The sequence below is a fragment of the Tritonibacter scottomollicae genome (genome assembly GCF_003003215.1).
GTDB classification, from domain to species: Bacteria; Pseudomonadota; Alphaproteobacteria; order Rhodobacterales; family Rhodobacteraceae; genus Epibacterium; species Epibacterium scottomollicae.
Window position 1 is genome coordinate 28,902 of sequence record NZ_PVUF01000001.1, and the last position, 15,637, is coordinate 44,538.

The window sequence follows — 15,637 nt, forward strand, 5'->3', positions numbered from 1 at the left end:
CAGTTATCGCTCAAAGATGAGGATGAACCATGCGTACGTTTGATTTTGCTCCGCTGCACCGCGCAACCGTTGGTTTCGACCAGATTGCCGACCTGATGGACCGGGTCATGAGCTCGGATATCCAGCAGCCCAGCTACCCCCCTTACAACATCGAAAAGACCGCCGATGATGCCTATCGCATCTCCATCGCCGTGGCCGGATTCTCGGAAGAGGAACTGAATGTCGAGGTGAAGGAACACGCGCTGATCGTCTCCGCCCGCAAGGGTGAGGAGAGCGAAGCGCGCAGCTATCTTCACCGTGGCATCGCGACCCGCGCATTCGAGCGCCGCTTTACCCTCGCCGATCACGTGCGCGTCGAAGGCGCCAGCCACGCCGATGGCATGCTGCACATCGATCTGGTGCGTGAAGTGCCCGAAGCCCTGAAACCACGCCGGATCGAGATCGCCTCGGCCAATGGATCGCGGCCGAAGGAAATCGCCTCGACCGTGAACTGATCCCTCCCCGGGGCGCTTGCGCCCTGTTGTCCCGCCCCCGGCGCCTTTGCCGGGGGCGATTTTATTGTTGGGTTTGCGCGTCCTTACCACGCGGTAGGTTGTGCGGCGGCACGACGCCTGCCTTAATGGCGGCATGAACACATCTCCCCCTCAGACCACCCGGTTCCAGTTGATCCGCAGCGCCTGTCGCCTGTTTGCCGCGCATGGCTATGCCGGGGCGTCGATTTCGGCGATCGCGCGCGAGCTGGGCCTGAGCAAACAGGCGCTGCTGCATCATTTCGGCAGCAAGGACGCGCTTTATGCATTGGCGGTGGAGCAGACGGCGGCGGAGATGGTGCAACTTCTGTTCGACGCGATGCAGGATGACCGCCCGCCCGAGGATCAGCTGGAGGCGTTCTTTGCCGCCTTCATGGCGCAGATGCAGGCCGACCCGGCGCCGACCCGCCTGCTGATCCGCGCGATGCTGGATCACGCCGCGCTGCCAACCGCCAAGGCGGGCCCATCGCTTCATACGCTGTTCGAGGGGCTGGTGGCGACGGTGCAGGCCACGCAACGCTGGCAGGACGCGGGCATGCCGCGCGCGCTGGTCGTGGTGACGCAGCTTCTGGGGGCCGCCTCGCTAATGGAGACCACCGGCACCTCGCTGGAGGTAATGTTTGGCCGCGCCGCCCATGATGGCGCGCGCGACCGAAATGCGGTGATGCTGGCTGAGCTTGTCTCAGGCACCCTGCGCGGTTGAACCGGGCCTCGTCCGCACCTCATGCGACAGCAGATAGGCGCTGGCTACCAGGATCAGCGCGGTGCCGAGCCACATGTTGCCGTCCGGCAGGAAGCCAAACACAAGCGCGCCAAGGCCGACGTTGAACAGAAGTTTCAGATGGTCGTAGGGCTGAAGGAAGGCCGCATCCGCCAGCGTATAGGCCCGCACCAACGTATGCTGCGCCAGCGCCGTCAGCAACCCGGCCCCGATCACCAGCCAGAGCGTGCCCTCGGGCAGAGCAAAGCCGCTGCCGACCGCAAGCAGCGCGTTGGCGGGGCTCAGCAGCAGCAGCAGGTAGATCGTCACTGTCTCGGTGCTGTCGCGATGGGTCAACTGCTTGGTCACCACCGAACTGGCAGCCCAGAGGGCCGCTGCCGCCACCGGCAAAAGTGCCGCGATCTGAAAATGATCCGACCAGGGCGACAGGATCACCATGCCGCCGATGATGCCGACAATCACCGCGCCCCAGCGCTGAAGCGAGACCTCCTCGCGCAGGACCAGCCCCGCGCCGATGGTGACAAAGAAGGGCGACAGCAGGATCAGGGCGATGGCCTGCCAGATCGGCACATGCGCGAGCCCCAGTGTCCAGAGCTGCACGCCGCCAACCGCCAGCGCCACACGCAGGACATGGGCAAGGATTTGCCGCGTGGTCAGAACAGCCAGCCGGTTGCGCCAGATCCACGGGATGTAGAACAGCAGCGCGATCAGATATTGCCAGAAGGTCACCGTGGGGGCCGATGCGCCATGCAGCATGGTGGCCGATTGCAGCCCAATGTTGACCAGTGCAAAACAGGCTCCGGCGAGGACCATCAGGCCAGCCGCCTTGAGCGGGGTGGGGAGGGTTTGAGTCATCTGCGTTTCGTCTTTTCCTCAGCACGCATGTGACCCAAGGCAGACGAACAGACCCAGACTCCCCCTGTTCACAGGCGGCGGCACGGGTCTCTCCATTCTCTTCCATCCGGACTGTGTCCGTCGGCCCCGGAATTGCGCCGGGTCTGCTGACACCTTCGCCATGGGCAAAGGCCGCTCGTGGGCTGTAACCACCGGTAGGGAGTTTCACCCTGCCCTGAGAATAGGGCTTCGTACCCTTGCCAGCGTCCAAAACAAAGCCCCTTCGCGCCCGTTCGCCGGTGTTTTTCGACCGATCCTTCTTCTAACCGGCAATATCCTGGGGTGAATGGACCGCAAGGCAAGAGAGGCAAGGCCCTTGAGGAACACGTTTGACACAAAAAGAGGGGCCCGTCCGGGCCCCTCCAATGTCAGATCGTGATCGATGTGCTATTCGACCTTGAAGGACCAGAACATGGTTTCGCCAGAGCTGTCGTCGACGCCGTCGTTGTCGGTGGAGACCCAGGCTGTGCCGTCTTCCAGGATCGCGAGACCTTCGACCTTGTCGAGCACATAACCGCCGGTGGATTTCAGATCCGGCAGCAGGTCGCGAACCTCTTCCTTGGTCACAATCGGCAGCTCGCCGCCGAGCGGAGCAGGCACCATCTCGGAGAGGGCGACGCGGTAGATCTTCTTGGTGACCGCACGGTGATCGTTCTGGTTGTCGCGTTCGATGATGTAGACGTAGTCACCATGGGCGGTAATTTCCGACAGACCCACCCAGCCGGTGTCCGGCTCGGCCTTGGGGTAGTGCACCGCGCCCCATTCCTTGGTCTCGATATTGTAGGAGACCAGTTTCACGAGGTTCTTGGGATCGTCCTTCCATTCGCGCTGAACGGCCATCCACAGGGTGTCGCCCACCTTGGTGATGCCTTCAAAGCCAAACCGCTTCTCGACGTTCATCAGGGCCGGCGGGATGGTGATCTCGCCCTTGTTGGTCTTGATCAGACCGTCCTTGGTGACGTGGTAGATCGCATGCGGAATGGCGCGCTCGGTGCGTCCTTCGGAGGCGACGTAGAAGCCGCCGTTGCCGTCCAGCGTGATGCCTTCTAGGTCCAGTTTCTGCGCCGCGTCACCGTTGGCGCGGTGGATGCGGATCACATCGATGATACGGGCAGGGGTCTGCGACGGGTCGATCTTGAAGATCGAGGGCTGGAAGCCATAAAAACTGTCGTTCACCGCATAGATCATGCCGTCAGCATCCGCCACCATGCCGGAGATCGCGCCCCAGCCGGTCAGCTCGTCCATGCCTTCGGAGGTCAGGTGCGGGTAGATCGCGGGCGTGTCCTGCTGTTCAAACAACATGACATGGGCGCGGGCGCCACCGTCCTCGATCAGGTCTTTTTCATTGGCAGAGACCAACAGACCCCGTTCTGGGATGGTCACATAGCCTTCGGGACCGGTGCCGGAGGGCAGCAACTGGGTCAGGATCGGGTTGGCCGGATCGGTGACATCATAGACCCCAACAACCGACGCGCGCTCGGCGCCGACAAAGACATAGGGCGTGCCGCCAAACTCGCCAAAGGTCACCGATTCCGGCTCGACACCCTTGGCGTCGGAGCGTTTGTCCGGGTAGTGGCCGATCTGGATGATCGCGTGTTCGAAATCGACGCCGGAGTCATAGACCACGGTGCCATCCTTGTTGAAGATCGTCCAACCGCGCGACCCGCCGTTGTAGTCCCCTTCGTTGGCGGTGGCGAAATGCATGTCGTCGATCCAGGTCACCGCATCGGGCTCGCGCAGGCGGCCTTTCTGGCTCTCGGTGAAGATCATCGCGCCGCGCTCGTCGGTGGCGTCAATCCCGTCCAGATCAACAGCCCCCGCGGAGAAGTGGTTGAGCACTTCGCCTTCCTTGGAGACCACAACCATGTGGTTGTTTTCCTGCAGGGTGATGACGGTTTCGCCAAGGCCATTGATGGAGACATATTCCGGCTCGGGATCAGACCCGGCGATCTCGGCCAGACCGGTCAGGTCGACCATCTTCATCGATGCACAGTCGAGACCGCCGTCCGTTGTGTTGACCATCACGAGGTTGCCGGCGGGCAGTTGTGGAATCACGCCGTCGTTCAGGTCTTCGTCACGCTCGTTCTCGATCGCTACCGAGAGGAAAGCGCCGTCCTTGGATTTGGCAAGCGAGTCGGGCTGGCCGCCGATGTCGCAGGCGCCGACCTCTGCGCCGGTGGCCGTGTCAAAGGCCATCAAACGGCCGGAGGGCTGGGTGTAGCTCTCCGAGGTGTTGACGCCAACATAGGCGATGGCGCCGATGACCGCGACAGAGGTCGGCTCACCGGGCAGCGCGATGTTGCCCTTGGGGGCCGGGTTGGTCGCGTCGGAGATGTCGATCAGGCCAAGCGCGCCCAGTGGGCTGTCGGTATAGACCAGCGTCATGCCATCGGCGGTGACGTCGATGATCTCGGGTGAGCTTTCGCGTGTGGTGTCTTCGCCCTCGGCCATGTTCTTGACGACGGGGAAGGAGGCAATGCGATTGAAGGATTGATCTGCCTGCGCAAAACCGGCGGTCAGCGCGAGAGCAGATGTGAGGCACACAAGGCGCATGGACATCGGCAGCTCCTGGAATTTGAATATCAGTGCCTTGGCATTGCCGACGAGTCACAAAACATTTGTGACAGATTTTTATAGATTTGGTGATCTCCCGGTAAGGAGCGCTTCACCAGTTGCGCCTAGACTATGTCCAGTATTCCGCATGAAATCCGCGTATCGGCAAGGGGGCGCCGCGATGGGCATGGCGATTTTGCACCAGATCGACGGCCAGCTCGTAAAAGGCAGCTTTGGCACGGTTTTCGCCCGAAAAGCGGCGTTGATGGACAAGTTCTACGAGTGTCTTTTTCTGGAGATACCGGATGCACGCGCCCTGTTCACCAAGGATTTCTCGCATCAAAAGGACATGTTCGCACAGGTGCTGGCCTCTGCTATGAAAAGCCTCGGCGACGGCAGTGATCTGGCTTCATTGGTGGACAGGCTACTGCTGCAACACAGGCATCTCGGCCTGACCGCCGGTCACATGTACATGGCGCAGCGGGCCTTGTTGCTGGCTTTTCGCGAGGTGCTGCGCGATGAGCTGACGGCGGCGGAGCTCTCGGCCTGGAATGCGGCCCTGCGACGCCTGTGCCAGAGTTTGGCGGCGGGGATCGAGACCCCCGCCACCTGAGCAGGCGTCCTCAGACCGCCATGCAGAGGTATTTCATCTCGAGATAATCCTCGATGCCATGGTGGCTGCCTTCGCGGCCCAGACCGGATTGTTTCACACCACCAAAGGGCGCAACCTCGGTGGAGATGATGCCGGTGTTGATGCCGACGATGCCATATTCCAGCGCCTCGGCCACCTTGTAGACGCGGCTCAGATCCTTGGCATAGAAGTATGACGCAAGGCCAAAAATGGTGTCATTGGCCATCTCGATCACCTCGTCCTCGCTCTCGAACTTGAACAAAGGCGCCAGAGGGCCAAAGGTCTCGTCCTGGGCAAAGGCCATCTCGCGTGTCGCGCCGGTGACGATTGTGGGCTCAAAGAAGGTGCCGCCCAGCTCCGACGGATTGCCGCCGAGGATGACCTCCGCGCCCTTGTCTTTGGCGTCGGCGATATGGTCCTCGACCTTTTTCACTGCCGCGGTGCTGATCAGCGGGCCGAACTGGGTGCCGTTGTCCAGACCGTCGCCCACCTTCATCGCCGCAACCGCCTCTTTCAGCTTGGCGGCGAAGGCGTCGTAGATGCCGGCCTGCACGTAGATCCGGTTGGCGCAAACGCAGGTCTGGCCGTTGTTGCGGAATTTGCACATGATCGCGCCTTCGACCGCTGCGTCGAGATCGGCGTCATCAAACACGATGAAAGGCGCGTTGCCGCCCAGCTCCATGGAGCATTTCATCACCTGATCCGCCGCCTGCCGCAGCAGGACGCGTCCGACGTTTGTGGAGCCGGTGAAGGTCAGTTTCTTCACGATGGGGTTCTCGCAGAACTCCTTGCCGATGCCCGCCGCATCCGAGGCCGGAAGGACGCTGAACACGCCTGCGGGCAGGCCAGCGCGCTCGGCCAGAACCGCCAATGCGGTGGCCGACAGCGGTGTTTCGGAAGCCGGGCGCGCCACAAAGGCACAGCCTGCCGCCAGCGCGGGGCCCGCCTTGCGGGTGATCATCGCATTGGGGAAGTTCCACGGCGTGATCGAGGCGGCAACGCCGATCGGTTGCTTGATCACGGTGATCCGCTTGTCCCGCTGATGGCCGGGAATGGTCTCGCCATAGATGCGCTTGGCCTCCTCGGCGAAGAACTCGATGAAGGACGCACCATAGGCGATCTCGCCGCGCGATTCCGCCAGGGGTTTGCCCATTTCGGCGGTCAGGATGACTGCCAGATCCTCCTGGTTCGCCATCATCAGGTCGAACCATTTGCGCATCACGCCCGCGCGCTCCTTGCCGGTCCACTTGGCCCAGTCCTTCTGCGCGGTATTGGCCGCCTTGATTGCCTCGCGCGCCTGCATGCGGCTGACGTCTGCGACCTGGGCGATCACATCGCCGCGCGCCGGGTTGGTCACCTCAAACGTGCCCTCGCCATCGACAAAGGCGCCGTTCACATAGGCGCGGGTTTCCAGAAGGGAGGGATCCTTCAGGAGCGATTTCAGGTCCGTCGTTGCATCGAGCATCTTATCCTCCGCAAATTCGTGTCTCGCAAATGCAAAGCACTTGCGCCTAATGTTGTCCAGTGACAGCGATAAGTCCAGAAACTTAACACATTAAGAGATTAACATGGAACTCGACGATGCCTACGCAAACGGAGCCTATATCGAAGGGGCTTCAGATTACCCGCCGCGCTGGGCGGCTTCTGCCGAGGACTTCCGCAACAGCCTGCACGAGCGCGCCCGTCTGGACCTGCCATATGGCGATGGAACGCGGCATCGCTTTGATTTGTTCCTGCCGGAAGAGCCTCCCAAAGGCGTGTTTGTCTTTGTGCACGGGGGCTACTGGCTGAACTTCGATAAATCGAGCTGGTCACATCTCGCTGTGGGGGCGCTGGCCAAGGGGTGGGCGGTCGCGATGCCGTCTTATGACCTTTGTCCGGATGCCACGATTGCCGAGATCACGCAGCAGGTGGCGCAGGCGGTGCAGGCCATTGCGCAGGAGGTCGAGGGCCCCATCGCACTGGCCGGTCATTCCGCCGGCGGCCATCTGGTGGCGCGGATGCTCGACAGGTCGGTGCTGCCCGATGAGATCGGCGCACGCATCCGGACCGTGGTGCCGATCTCACCCCTGTCGGATCTGCGCCCCTTGCTGCGGACCTCGATGAACCAGAAATTCGGCATGACGGCCGAGGAGGCCGCAGCCGAAAGCCCGGTGGAAATGCAGGACCGTCACGCGGCCGAAGTAACGGTCTGGGTCGGCGGATCGGAGCGTCCGGCCTTTCTCGATCAGGCGATCTGGTTGGTGGAAGCCTGGGAGGCGGATCACGTCATCGCCTTTGATAAGCACCATTTCAACGTGATCGAGCCGCTGGCCGATCCCGACAGCGATCTGGTCTCGGTGATCACCGGCTAAGTCGCGCGCCGCGCGGTGTCGGAGGGCGGCTCCGCGCGGAATACCGACAAAATATGCTTGCCTCAGCGCTGATTCCGCCTCATCTTCCGGGCGGAACCTGCGATGGCGTCGCGCGTGGGAACACCCATGGGTTCCACATCCCAAAACATCCTGAACGCCGGGATCTTCTTTTTTGAAAAGGAGGGTCCAGCATGACTGCTCGTCCTGAATTCTATCGCTTTCACAACGGTGAGAAGGCGCCGCTGCAATTTGCCGTGGCCGAATATGAGGCTCGCATCGCCGGGCTGCGTCGCATCATGTCTGATCTTGGGGTGGGGGCCGCGGTCTTCACCTCCATGCACAACATCTCTTACTACTCCGGCTTCACCTATTGCGCCTTTGGCCGACCCTATGGGTTGGTGGTGACAGCGGACCAGGCGGTCACCATCAGCGCTGGCATCGACGCGGGCCAGCCCTGGCGCCGTTCCTTCTGCGACAACATTACCTATACCGACTGGCAGCGCGACAATTTCTGGCGCGCGATCCTGTCGGTGACCGGTGCCGGGGCCACCATCGGCTACGAGAGCGACCATCTGACCCTGCTGCAAAAGGGCAAGCTCGAGCATTTCCTCGCGCCGTCATTCGTGGTGGATCTTTATGAGCCCACCATGGTGCAGCGGATGCACAAATCCGCCGCCGAACTGGAGCTGATCCGTGCCGGCGCGGCGGTGGCGGATGTCGGCGGCTATGCCATCCGTGATGCGGTCAAGGCGGGCGCGCGCGAGATCGACGTGGCCATGGCGGGCCGGGATGCGATGGAGCTGGACATCGCCACGCGCTTTCCGGATGCGGAATACCGAGACAGCTGGGTCTGGTTCCAGTCCGGTCTCAACACCGATGGTGCTCACAACCCGGTAACGGCGCGCCAGCTGCAGCGCGGCGATATCCTGTCGCTCAACACATTTCCGATGATCTCGGGCTATTACACCGCGCTCGAGCGGACGATGTTTGTCGAGGAGGTCGATGCCGAGAGCCTGAAGATATGGCAGGCCAACGTCGCCGCGCATGAATATGGCATGTCGCTGCTGCAACCGGGGGCCAGCTGCGCCGAGATCACCAACAAGATCAACGACTTCTTTGAGGAGCGCGACCTTCTGCAATATCGCACCTTCGGCTATGGTCACTCCTTTGGCGTGCTGTCGCACTATTATGGGCGCGAGGCCGGGCTGGAACTGCGCGAGGATATCGACACGGTGCTGGAGCCGGGCATGGTGATCTCTATGGAGCCGATGCTGACCCTCGCAGAGGGCCAGCCGGGTGCCGGAGGCTACCGCGAGCATGACATTCTGATCGTCACTGAGGATGGCAACGAGAACATTACAAAGTACCCCTACGGGCCGGAGTTCAACGTGGTCGGCTGACGTCGCGGCTCCTGAAACAGCTTGACCGGCACGCGCGGGACCTGCATCCAACGCGTGCCGGTGCTTGGAGCTGTGACGCTCCTCGGGTCGCGTTGGAATCTTGGCCTAGGTCATTGTTTTTGGGCGCAAGACGTCCGACATTGTGCTCAGGTGTACGGAGTGTGAAGGGGGCGACATGGCCTATGTGAAGTGGATTTTCTTTCTGACCTTCTGGCTTTTTGTCGGTGGTTTCCTGCACTACACCCTGCCGCAAAATGACGTGGTGCGCATCGTCAACACCTATGAGGAGCGCAAGGAGCTCGGCGATTGGACCCGCATGTTCTGGTCGACGCCCGATACGCAGAGCGCCGGCCTGTCGAACCGGGATGTGCAGTTTATTCAGGCGGTGCGCCCGAATGGTCGCGCGATCGTCTATCGGAATGAGGATACGGGGTGGAGCTGGCCGCCCTATTTTAAATTCGATACGGCCAATCTCTACACCGAGGCAAACGACGCGATCTCAACGAAGGATAAACCCGAGTGGGTGCGTATCATGCACTACGGGTGGCGCAGTGAGCTTTTGTCCTCCTTTCCCAACGCAGTTTCAATTTCGCCAGCGGCAGGGCCTGATGACAAGCCGGTCAATTGGATCTCCATCATCATACTGGTGCTGCTGGCGGCGATCTTCTGGGCAATTTTTGTGCGCCTGCGCAGGTTCAAGCGGAACCGTCTCGATCCCCTTTTCGACAACGTCGAGGACGGGTTCTACGCGGCCGGAGATGCCATCGACGACCGCACGCGTGGCGTGCGTCGCTGGTTCCGGCGTAAACCCTGACACGGCGACGACAGCGCACCCAAAATGCGGATGCTGCAGTACGATTTGCTCAAAATTATTGAAGGTCCAACCGAATTTTATTGAGGACTTATCGGCTGGAAACCTGCGTGACATAAACCTCTGGTAAGGGCAGGGGGCTACACTCCGTCGGTGTGAAACGCACCTAATTTCGGAGAGAAACCATGAAGACGCTGCTGGCCACTCTTGGCCTCGTAACTCTGTCCTGGACACCTATGGCTCAGGCGGCGGAACCGCTTGTGGTCGGTGTGGAAGACACCGAATATCTGCCGCACTACAATTGGGATGGAGAGGCTTATTCCGGCTTTGGCGCGGATATTCTGAACCGATTTGCCGCGGATGAGGGGTACGAACTGACCTTCCGCGCACTGCCAGTTTCGCGCCTGATGCAGGCGGTGATAAACGGTGATGTGGACCTGAAATACCCTGACAATGCCTATTGGTCGGCTGACCTTAAGGAGGGCACCGACTTGGTTTACTCCGAGCCTGTGGTCGAAGCGATCGACGGTGTGATGGTCGAACCCGCAAACAAGGGAGCGGGGGTCGAGCAGATCAAACGCTTGGGTATCGTTTTGGGGTTCACCGCCTTTGCTTGGTTGGATCGGATCGAAAGCGGTAGCGTCGCTCTGACGAAAAATTCCAGCCTCACCGGAATGGTGCGTCAGGCGCTCGCGGGTCGTATTGATGGTGCCTATGCCAATCTTGACGTCGTGCGTCACGTGCTTGTGGAGCTGGGGCACGAACCCGATGCTCTCGTCTTTGACGAAAGCCTGCCGCATTCCGTTTCGAACTATCACCTCTCCACAAGCACGCATTCAGATGTCGTCGCTGCCTTTGATGCTTGGATGGATGCCAACCCCGAGGTTATCGCGGAGCTGAAGGCGAAACACGGGCTGAACTGAGGCCTGCCGCTCTGCGGCGGCGTGATGCTGCACGGGAGCGTTGGCGAGACACTACGTGCCTTTGCCTCAGTCCGCGAACAGGTGCGGCGTGCGTGCGACTTCCAGCGCGGTCTCATAAGGCACGTCGAGGAAATGCGCCACTGCGGTGGCATTTTCACTCTCAGACGCGCGCTCCATGACCGCCCAATGTCGCGCGAACCCTGCATCGCGGATCTGATCGATTTCGCTGGCGATGTCATTGCGTATTGTCGGTAGCAGCCGCTCCAACATCGCCTTTGGGGCGTGCTGTCCAGCGAGGCCGACCCGATGGGCGTGGCCGATCAGATAGTCATCGGAAAAACTGCAGTCTATTCTGAGTAGCCGCGCATGAGACCGGTCTGAAAAGAAGTCATGCATGAGATCCAACGCTGATGGATCCATGCAGATGATCAGGCGATCCGTCTCGTAGTAGTCAAAGAGCATCCGCGTGAGCGCCCGGCGATGGCGCGTGCGCTTCTCCAGCGTGCGTTGTATCCCGCCCAGATCCGGCAACGGCGTGGTCTCTTCGTGAAACAGATACTCGATCGCCGGTGTATTGGTCAGTTTGCGGATCTGGTCCAGCATGCGCTTGGCCACATGCCATTTTTTGCAGGTCAGGATCAACAGCTCTCGCTCGCGGCCCAGGCTGCTTTCGGTTTCCCAGAAACGGGGCGCAAACCGTTGTCCGGTGCGGCCCCGTGCCGACAGGAACTTGTAGAGGTTTGCGCCTTCGTTTGAGATCTGAAATTCTACATCTCGGGCCGCATACAGCCGTCCCAAGCGGGTTTTCAACTCCTGCGCATCTGAACTGATCTTGCGGGCGAACAAAAAGTCCTGACGCAGCAGAAGGTCGTAGTGGTCGTTGTGAAAGTTCACGGGCATGCCGTAGTCGCTGAACATTAGAAATGTCAGGGTGCGGCATTCGATTTCATCTTCGGGGATCAAGTGACGCACGAGCGTCTGAAAAAAAGTCTCGTCGGGGATCCAGGTTGAGGCGAAGAAGCGCGTTACGTCACGTCGCTTGCGCACCATTTTCAGGATCGCTTCGACGGTGCGGCGGCGCAGGCACCACCATTGGCTGCCAATCTGGACCTCGATGTCGGCAGGCACGTCTCGGGTCAGCCCGAGCTTTTTTTGCAGTTCATAGGCAAGGTAGAACAGGCGCGGCTGGCTGCGCTCGTTGAAATAGTGTCGATAGATCAACCGGTCATCTTTCATGCCGGTTTTGATCCAGTCGCTTTCGAAAAAATCAAAGCTCTCCACGAAATCCTTGTCATTGCGGTCCAGAAAGTCACGCGCATATTCGGCGGTCTTGATCGCCATGCAGTCGCCGGAGAGCATGTAGAAATGAGTGGCGCGCGGGAACGTCTCGACCGCGGCCTGCAGGGTGTTCAGTGTGGCGCGCACCAGCGACCATTCCCCCCAGCCGCATTTGACCCTGCGTCGGGCAAAGGTGACGTTGGGGTTGTCCGCCAGCGCGGTTTGGATGGCGCTATAGTCCTGCGTTCGGGCGCGCGCGTCGAAATGAATTGCCATGTAGTCGCCGGTCGCAGTGAGCCGCTCGGCCTGCTCGATGATCGCAGCCGGGTCTTTGTGGCAGAGCAGAATATAGGCGATTTTTGCCATCTTCGGGATGCAATACCCTGTTTTATAGGATTGTTTCCTTGATAAAGAGGAAACTGGCGTGAATAAACCAGATTGTTTTGCAATTGCGGCCAGAGCGGGCATTCTGGCCCCGAATGAAGAGCGAAGGACAGCGAAAGATGGGATTTCCCGGCACCTGGATGACGGAGAGCGAAAGCGTGGTCTATCGCGTGGTGCCCAAATGCGCCTGCTCTACCATTGGCCAGATCATGTTCTATTCCGATCACGGGCGCTTTTTTGACGGCGATATCCACGATTCCACCGCCGGGCTGCACAAATGGGCGCAGGAGGACAGCAAGCCGCTGATTGAGGCCAATGTGACATCGCACGGCGCTTATGCCTTCACTTGCGTGCGTAACCCCTACACTCGAATACTCAGTTCGTTTTTCGACAAGATCTGCGGCATCCAGCGCAACGGACGGCGCTACCGTGGCAACCTGGTGCCCAAGCTGATGTATGAATATGGCATCGAGGTCGGCGGCGAGGATGGCAAGCAGGAGTTTGACCAGATCAAGAGCTTCCGGCGGTTTCTGCTATTTGCCCGCGACACCATCCGCTGGCGGCGTCCGATGGATCCGGACATTCACTGGTCGGCGGCTTCGGGGCATGTGTCGACCTTCATCGTGAACGGCGGGCGCTACGACAAGGTGGTCTGGACTGAAAAATTCAACGACGGCATGCAGGAGGTGCTGGATGCCATCGAGACACCGCATCAGGTGGATCTGGCCTCGATCCCGCGCTTCAACGAGAGCGAAGGTCATGGCCCGAAGCGCGCGCATCCGGTCGAGGACTATTTCGACGATCTGTCGATGCATCTGGTCTACGAGATCTACAAACGCGATTTCGAATTGTTCAAATATGACGTCGAGAACCCGGGCAACAAGCTGCCCATCGGCGAGATTGATCTCGACGAGATCCACGCCAAGCTTGGCGACTGACGGAACTATGAGATCAGGGTGCGGGGGACGCTCCCGCCCGGCTTGCGATCATTGGAAATGATCTGACCCGGTTGGGCCGGGCGCCGGGCTGGCGCCCGGCGCGGTGCTTGAGGCATCTGTTGCGGTGCCAGTGTAGAGGCCTGCGTTTGGGGCAGGCGGAAAGAGCGGGATCTGTTGAGAAGCGGTGCAGGGGCAGGTCTGCCCTTGACACGGGTCGCTGCTGTTGCGGCTCCCAAGGTATCGATGGCAAGACGTCGGACACAAAAAGGCCCCTGCGACAAGACAGGGGCCTTTGATCTTTTTGGTCGGGGTTATTCGTCCTCGGGCACCTGACGCACCGCGCCCTTGGCCGCCGAAGTGGCGAGCATGGCATAGGCCTTCAAGGCGGTGGAGACCTTGCGCTTGCGTTTGGCGACCGGTTTCCAACCCTTCTCGTCCATCGCGGCGCGGCGGGCGGCCAGGGTCGCCTCATCCACTGCCAGGTTGATCGTGCGGTTGGGGATGTCGATCTCGATGGTGTCGCCCTGTTCCACCAGGCCGATGGTGCCGCCCTCGGCAGCCTCGGGCGAGACATGGCCAATCGACAGACCGGATGTGCCGCCCGAGAAACGGCCATCGGTCAGGAGCGCGCAGTCTTTGCCCAGACCTTTGGATTTCAGGTAGGAGGTCGGGTAGAGCATTTCCTGCATGCCGGGACCGCCACGCGGGCCTTCGTAGCGGATCACCACCACGTCGCCGGCGCTGACCTTGCCGGTCAGGATGTCATTCACCGCCTGATCCTGGCTTTCGCAGACGTAGGCTTTGCCGGTGAACTTCAGGATCGAGGCATCCACACCGGCCGTTTTCACGATGCAGCCATCGAGCGCGATATTGCCGAACAGCACCGCAAGGCCGCCGTCCTGACTGAAGGCGTGTTCCTTGGCGCGGATCACGCCGCCGGCGCGGTCGGTGTCCAGCTCCTTGAACCGGTTCTCGGTCGAGAAGGCCTGGGTGGTGCGCACGCCGCCGGGGGCGGCCTTGAACAGGGAGACCGCGTCGGGGTTGTTGGCGACGGTGATGTCCCATTTGGCGATCGCCTCGCCCATCGACGCGGTGTGGACCGTCGGCACATCGGTGTGTAGCAGGTCGGCGCGGGACAGCTCGCCCAGGATCGAGAAGATGCCGCCGGCGCGGTGCACGTCCTCCATGTGGACGTTCTCAGTATTGGGCGCGACCTTGCACAGGCAGGGCACCCTGCGGCTGAGGCGGTCGATGTCCTGCATGGTGAAATCGATCTTGCCCTCATGGGCGATCGCCAGCAGGTGCAGCACCGTGTTGGTGGAGCCACCCATGGCGATGTCGAGGCTCATGGCGTTTTCAAACGCTTCGAAGGTGGCGACTTCGCGCGGCAGCAGGCCTTTTTCCTCGCCCTCGTAATGGCGCTTGGTGATCTCGACGATCTTGCGCCCGGCCTCAAGGAACAGGTGCTTGCGGTCCGCGTGGGTTGCCAGTGTGGAGCCATTGCCCGGCAGCGCCAGACCCAGCGCCTCCGCGAGGCAGTTCATCGAGTTGGCGGTGAACATGCCCGAACACGACCCGCAGGTGGGGCAGGCGTTTTCCTCGATGTGCAACACTTCCTCGTCGGTCAGCTTGTCGCTGGCCGCGGCCACCATCGCATCGACCAGATCGACCTTTTTGGCATCAAGGGATTCGATGTCGATTTTGCCCGCTTCCATCGGTCCGCCGGAGACGAAGATCACTGGGATGTTGAGCCGCATGGCGGCCATCATCATGCCGGGAGTGATCTTGTCGCAGTTGGAGATGCAGACCATCGCGTCGGCGCAATGGGCGTTGACCATATATTCGACGCTGTCGGCAATCACCTCGCGCGAGGGCAGGGAGTAGAGCATGCCGTCATGGCCCATGGCGATGCCATCATCCACCGCGATGGTGTTGAATTCCTTGGCCACACCGCCAGCGTTTTCCACCTCGCGGGCCACCATCTGGCCCAGATCCTTGAGGTGGACGTGGCCGGGCACAAATTGGGTGAAGGAGTTGACGATGGCGATGATCGGTTTGCCGAAATCGCTTTCGGTCATGCCGGTGGCGCGCCACAGGCCGCGGGCGCCGGCCATGTTGCGACCGTGGGTGGAGGTTCTGGATCGGTACATCGGCATTATGCTGGTTCCCTATATTTTTGCCCACAGGGACACTATTCGCGCAGTAAAGGCAACATGTCGG

At 60.9% G+C, this 15,637-nt stretch carries 13 protein-coding genes and 1 riboswitch; of the genes, 8 read left to right on the forward strand and 5 right to left on the reverse strand.

What is annotated here, in order from left to right:
• Positions 1 to 29 precede the first annotated feature (29 nt).
• On the forward strand, positions 30 to 494 hold the full coding sequence (locus CLV89_RS00165) for an Hsp20 family protein (protein ID WP_106161349.1): 465 nt from the start codon (positions 30 to 32) through the stop codon (positions 492 to 494).
• Between the two features lie 133 nt (positions 495 to 627).
• Entirely contained in the window at positions 628 to 1,233 is a 606-nt protein-coding gene (locus CLV89_RS00170; protein ID WP_106161351.1) for a TetR/AcrR family transcriptional regulator, read from the forward strand.
• On the opposite strand, the gene CLV89_RS00175 is transcribed toward CLV89_RS00170, so the two are convergent.
• Both CLV89_RS00175 and CLV89_RS00180 read right to left on the reverse strand, forming a co-directional pair.
• Complete coding sequence (locus tag CLV89_RS00175; RefSeq protein ID WP_106161353.1) at positions 1,213 to 2,106, reverse strand: DMT family transporter; 894 nt, start codon at positions 2,104 to 2,106, stop codon at positions 1,213 to 1,215. The two genes, CLV89_RS00170 and CLV89_RS00175, sit on opposite strands and share 21 nt — an antisense overlap.
• 90 nt (positions 2,107 to 2,196) lie before the next feature.
• Positions 2,197 to 2,332, reverse strand: a riboswitch (FMN riboswitch).
• A 200-nt stretch (positions 2,333 to 2,532) separates the two neighbouring features.
• Positions 2,533 to 4,704 carry an esterase-like activity of phytase family protein gene (locus CLV89_RS00180; protein WP_106161355.1) on the reverse strand — a complete coding sequence of 724 codons (2,172 nt, stop codon included), beginning with the start codon at positions 4,702 to 4,704 and terminating at the stop codon, positions 2,533 to 2,535.
• Between CLV89_RS00180 and CLV89_RS00185 the strand changes: the two genes are divergently transcribed.
• Entirely contained in the window at positions 4,697 to 5,311 is a 615-nt protein-coding gene (locus CLV89_RS00185) for a globin (RefSeq protein ID WP_243394895.1), read from the forward strand. The genes CLV89_RS00180 and CLV89_RS00185 overlap by 8 nt on opposite strands.
• Positions 5,312 to 5,321: 10 nt before the next feature.
• Here the strand turns inward: CLV89_RS00185 and CLV89_RS00190 are convergent, their stop codons facing one another.
• Positions 5,322 to 6,794: an NAD-dependent succinate-semialdehyde dehydrogenase gene (locus tag CLV89_RS00190; RefSeq protein WP_106161359.1), complete on the reverse strand. Its 1,473-nt coding sequence runs from the start codon at positions 6,792 to 6,794 to the stop codon at positions 5,322 to 5,324.
• 103 nt (positions 6,795 to 6,897) lie between these two features.
• On the opposite strand from CLV89_RS00190, the gene CLV89_RS00195 reads away from it, so the two are divergent.
• From CLV89_RS00195 to CLV89_RS00210, 4 genes are all read left to right on the forward strand, one after another.
• Positions 6,898 to 7,683, forward strand: a complete 786-nt coding sequence (locus tag CLV89_RS00195) for an alpha/beta hydrolase (RefSeq protein WP_106161361.1) — start codon at positions 6,898 to 6,900, stop codon at positions 7,681 to 7,683.
• A gap of 191 nt (positions 7,684 to 7,874) precedes the next feature.
• Positions 7,875 to 9,083, forward strand: coding sequence for an aminopeptidase P family protein (locus CLV89_RS00200; protein WP_106161363.1), 1,209 nt, complete (start codon positions 7,875 to 7,877; stop codon positions 9,081 to 9,083).
• 175 nt (positions 9,084 to 9,258) lie between these two features.
• The gene (locus tag CLV89_RS00205) at positions 9,259 to 9,897 is read left to right on the forward strand and encodes a DUF1523 family protein (protein WP_106161365.1); all 639 of its coding nucleotides are present in this window, start codon (positions 9,259 to 9,261) and stop codon (positions 9,895 to 9,897) included.
• A gap of 182 nt (positions 9,898 to 10,079) precedes the next feature.
• Positions 10,080 to 10,817 carry a substrate-binding periplasmic protein gene (locus CLV89_RS00210; protein ID WP_106161367.1) on the forward strand — a complete coding sequence of 246 codons (738 nt, stop codon included), beginning with the start codon at positions 10,080 to 10,082 and terminating at the stop codon, positions 10,815 to 10,817.
• A 66-nt stretch (positions 10,818 to 10,883) separates the two neighbouring features.
• On the opposite strand, the gene CLV89_RS00215 is transcribed toward CLV89_RS00210, so the two are convergent.
• Positions 10,884 to 12,461, reverse strand: coding sequence for a DUF5928 domain-containing protein (locus tag CLV89_RS00215; RefSeq protein WP_106161369.1), 1,578 nt, complete (start codon positions 12,459 to 12,461; stop codon positions 10,884 to 10,886).
• Positions 12,462 to 12,598: 137 nt separating this feature from the next.
• On the opposite strand from CLV89_RS00215, the gene CLV89_RS00220 reads away from it, so the two are divergent.
• Positions 12,599 to 13,417 (forward strand): sulfotransferase family protein, encoded by an 819-nt coding sequence (locus CLV89_RS00220; RefSeq protein WP_106161371.1) that lies wholly within the window; start codon positions 12,599 to 12,601, stop codon positions 13,415 to 13,417.
• Positions 13,418 to 13,728: 311 nt separating this feature from the next.
• Here CLV89_RS00220 and ilvD read toward each other — a convergent pair whose 3' ends face one another.
• Positions 13,729 to 15,573 (reverse strand): dihydroxy-acid dehydratase, encoded by a 1,845-nt coding sequence (ilvD, locus tag CLV89_RS00225; protein WP_106161373.1) that lies wholly within the window; start codon positions 15,571 to 15,573, stop codon positions 13,729 to 13,731.
• Positions 15,574 to 15,637 lie beyond the last annotated feature (64 nt).

Excerpts from the sequence above, each read along its gene's own strand:
- CLV89_RS00185 (WP_243394895.1), top strand. The coding sequence starts at position 4,697 with ATGGACATCGGCAGCTCCTGGAATTTGAATATCAGTGCCTTGGCATTG.
- CLV89_RS00200 (WP_106161363.1), top strand. The coding sequence starts at position 7,875 with ATGACTGCTCGTCCTGAATTCTATCGCTTTCACAACGGTGAGAAGGCG.
- CLV89_RS00195 (WP_106161361.1), top strand. The coding sequence starts at position 6,898 with ATGGAACTCGACGATGCCTACGCAAACGGAGCCTATATCGAAGGGGCT.
- ilvD (WP_106161373.1), bottom strand. The coding sequence starts at position 15,573 with ATGCCGATGTACCGATCCAGAACCTCCACCCACGGTCGCAACATGGCC.
- CLV89_RS00205 (WP_106161365.1), top strand. The coding sequence starts at position 9,259 with ATGGCCTATGTGAAGTGGATTTTCTTTCTGACCTTCTGGCTTTTTGTC.
- CLV89_RS00180 (WP_106161355.1), bottom strand. The coding sequence starts at position 4,704 with ATGTCCATGCGCCTTGTGTGCCTCACATCTGCTCTCGCGCTGACCGCC.
- CLV89_RS00170 (WP_106161351.1), top strand. The coding sequence starts at position 628 with ATGAACACATCTCCCCCTCAGACCACCCGGTTCCAGTTGATCCGCAGC.
- CLV89_RS00210 (WP_106161367.1), top strand. The coding sequence starts at position 10,080 with ATGAAGACGCTGCTGGCCACTCTTGGCCTCGTAACTCTGTCCTGGACA.
- CLV89_RS00190 (WP_106161359.1), bottom strand. The coding sequence starts at position 6,794 with ATGCTCGATGCAACGACGGACCTGAAATCGCTCCTGAAGGATCCCTCC.
- CLV89_RS00220 (WP_106161371.1), top strand. The coding sequence starts at position 12,599 with ATGGGATTTCCCGGCACCTGGATGACGGAGAGCGAAAGCGTGGTCTAT.
- CLV89_RS00175 (WP_106161353.1), bottom strand. The coding sequence starts at position 2,106 with ATGACTCAAACCCTCCCCACCCCGCTCAAGGCGGCTGGCCTGATGGTC.
- CLV89_RS00165 (WP_106161349.1), top strand. The coding sequence starts at position 30 with ATGCGTACGTTTGATTTTGCTCCGCTGCACCGCGCAACCGTTGGTTTC.
- CLV89_RS00215 (WP_106161369.1), bottom strand. The coding sequence starts at position 12,461 with ATGGCAAAAATCGCCTATATTCTGCTCTGCCACAAAGACCCGGCTGCG.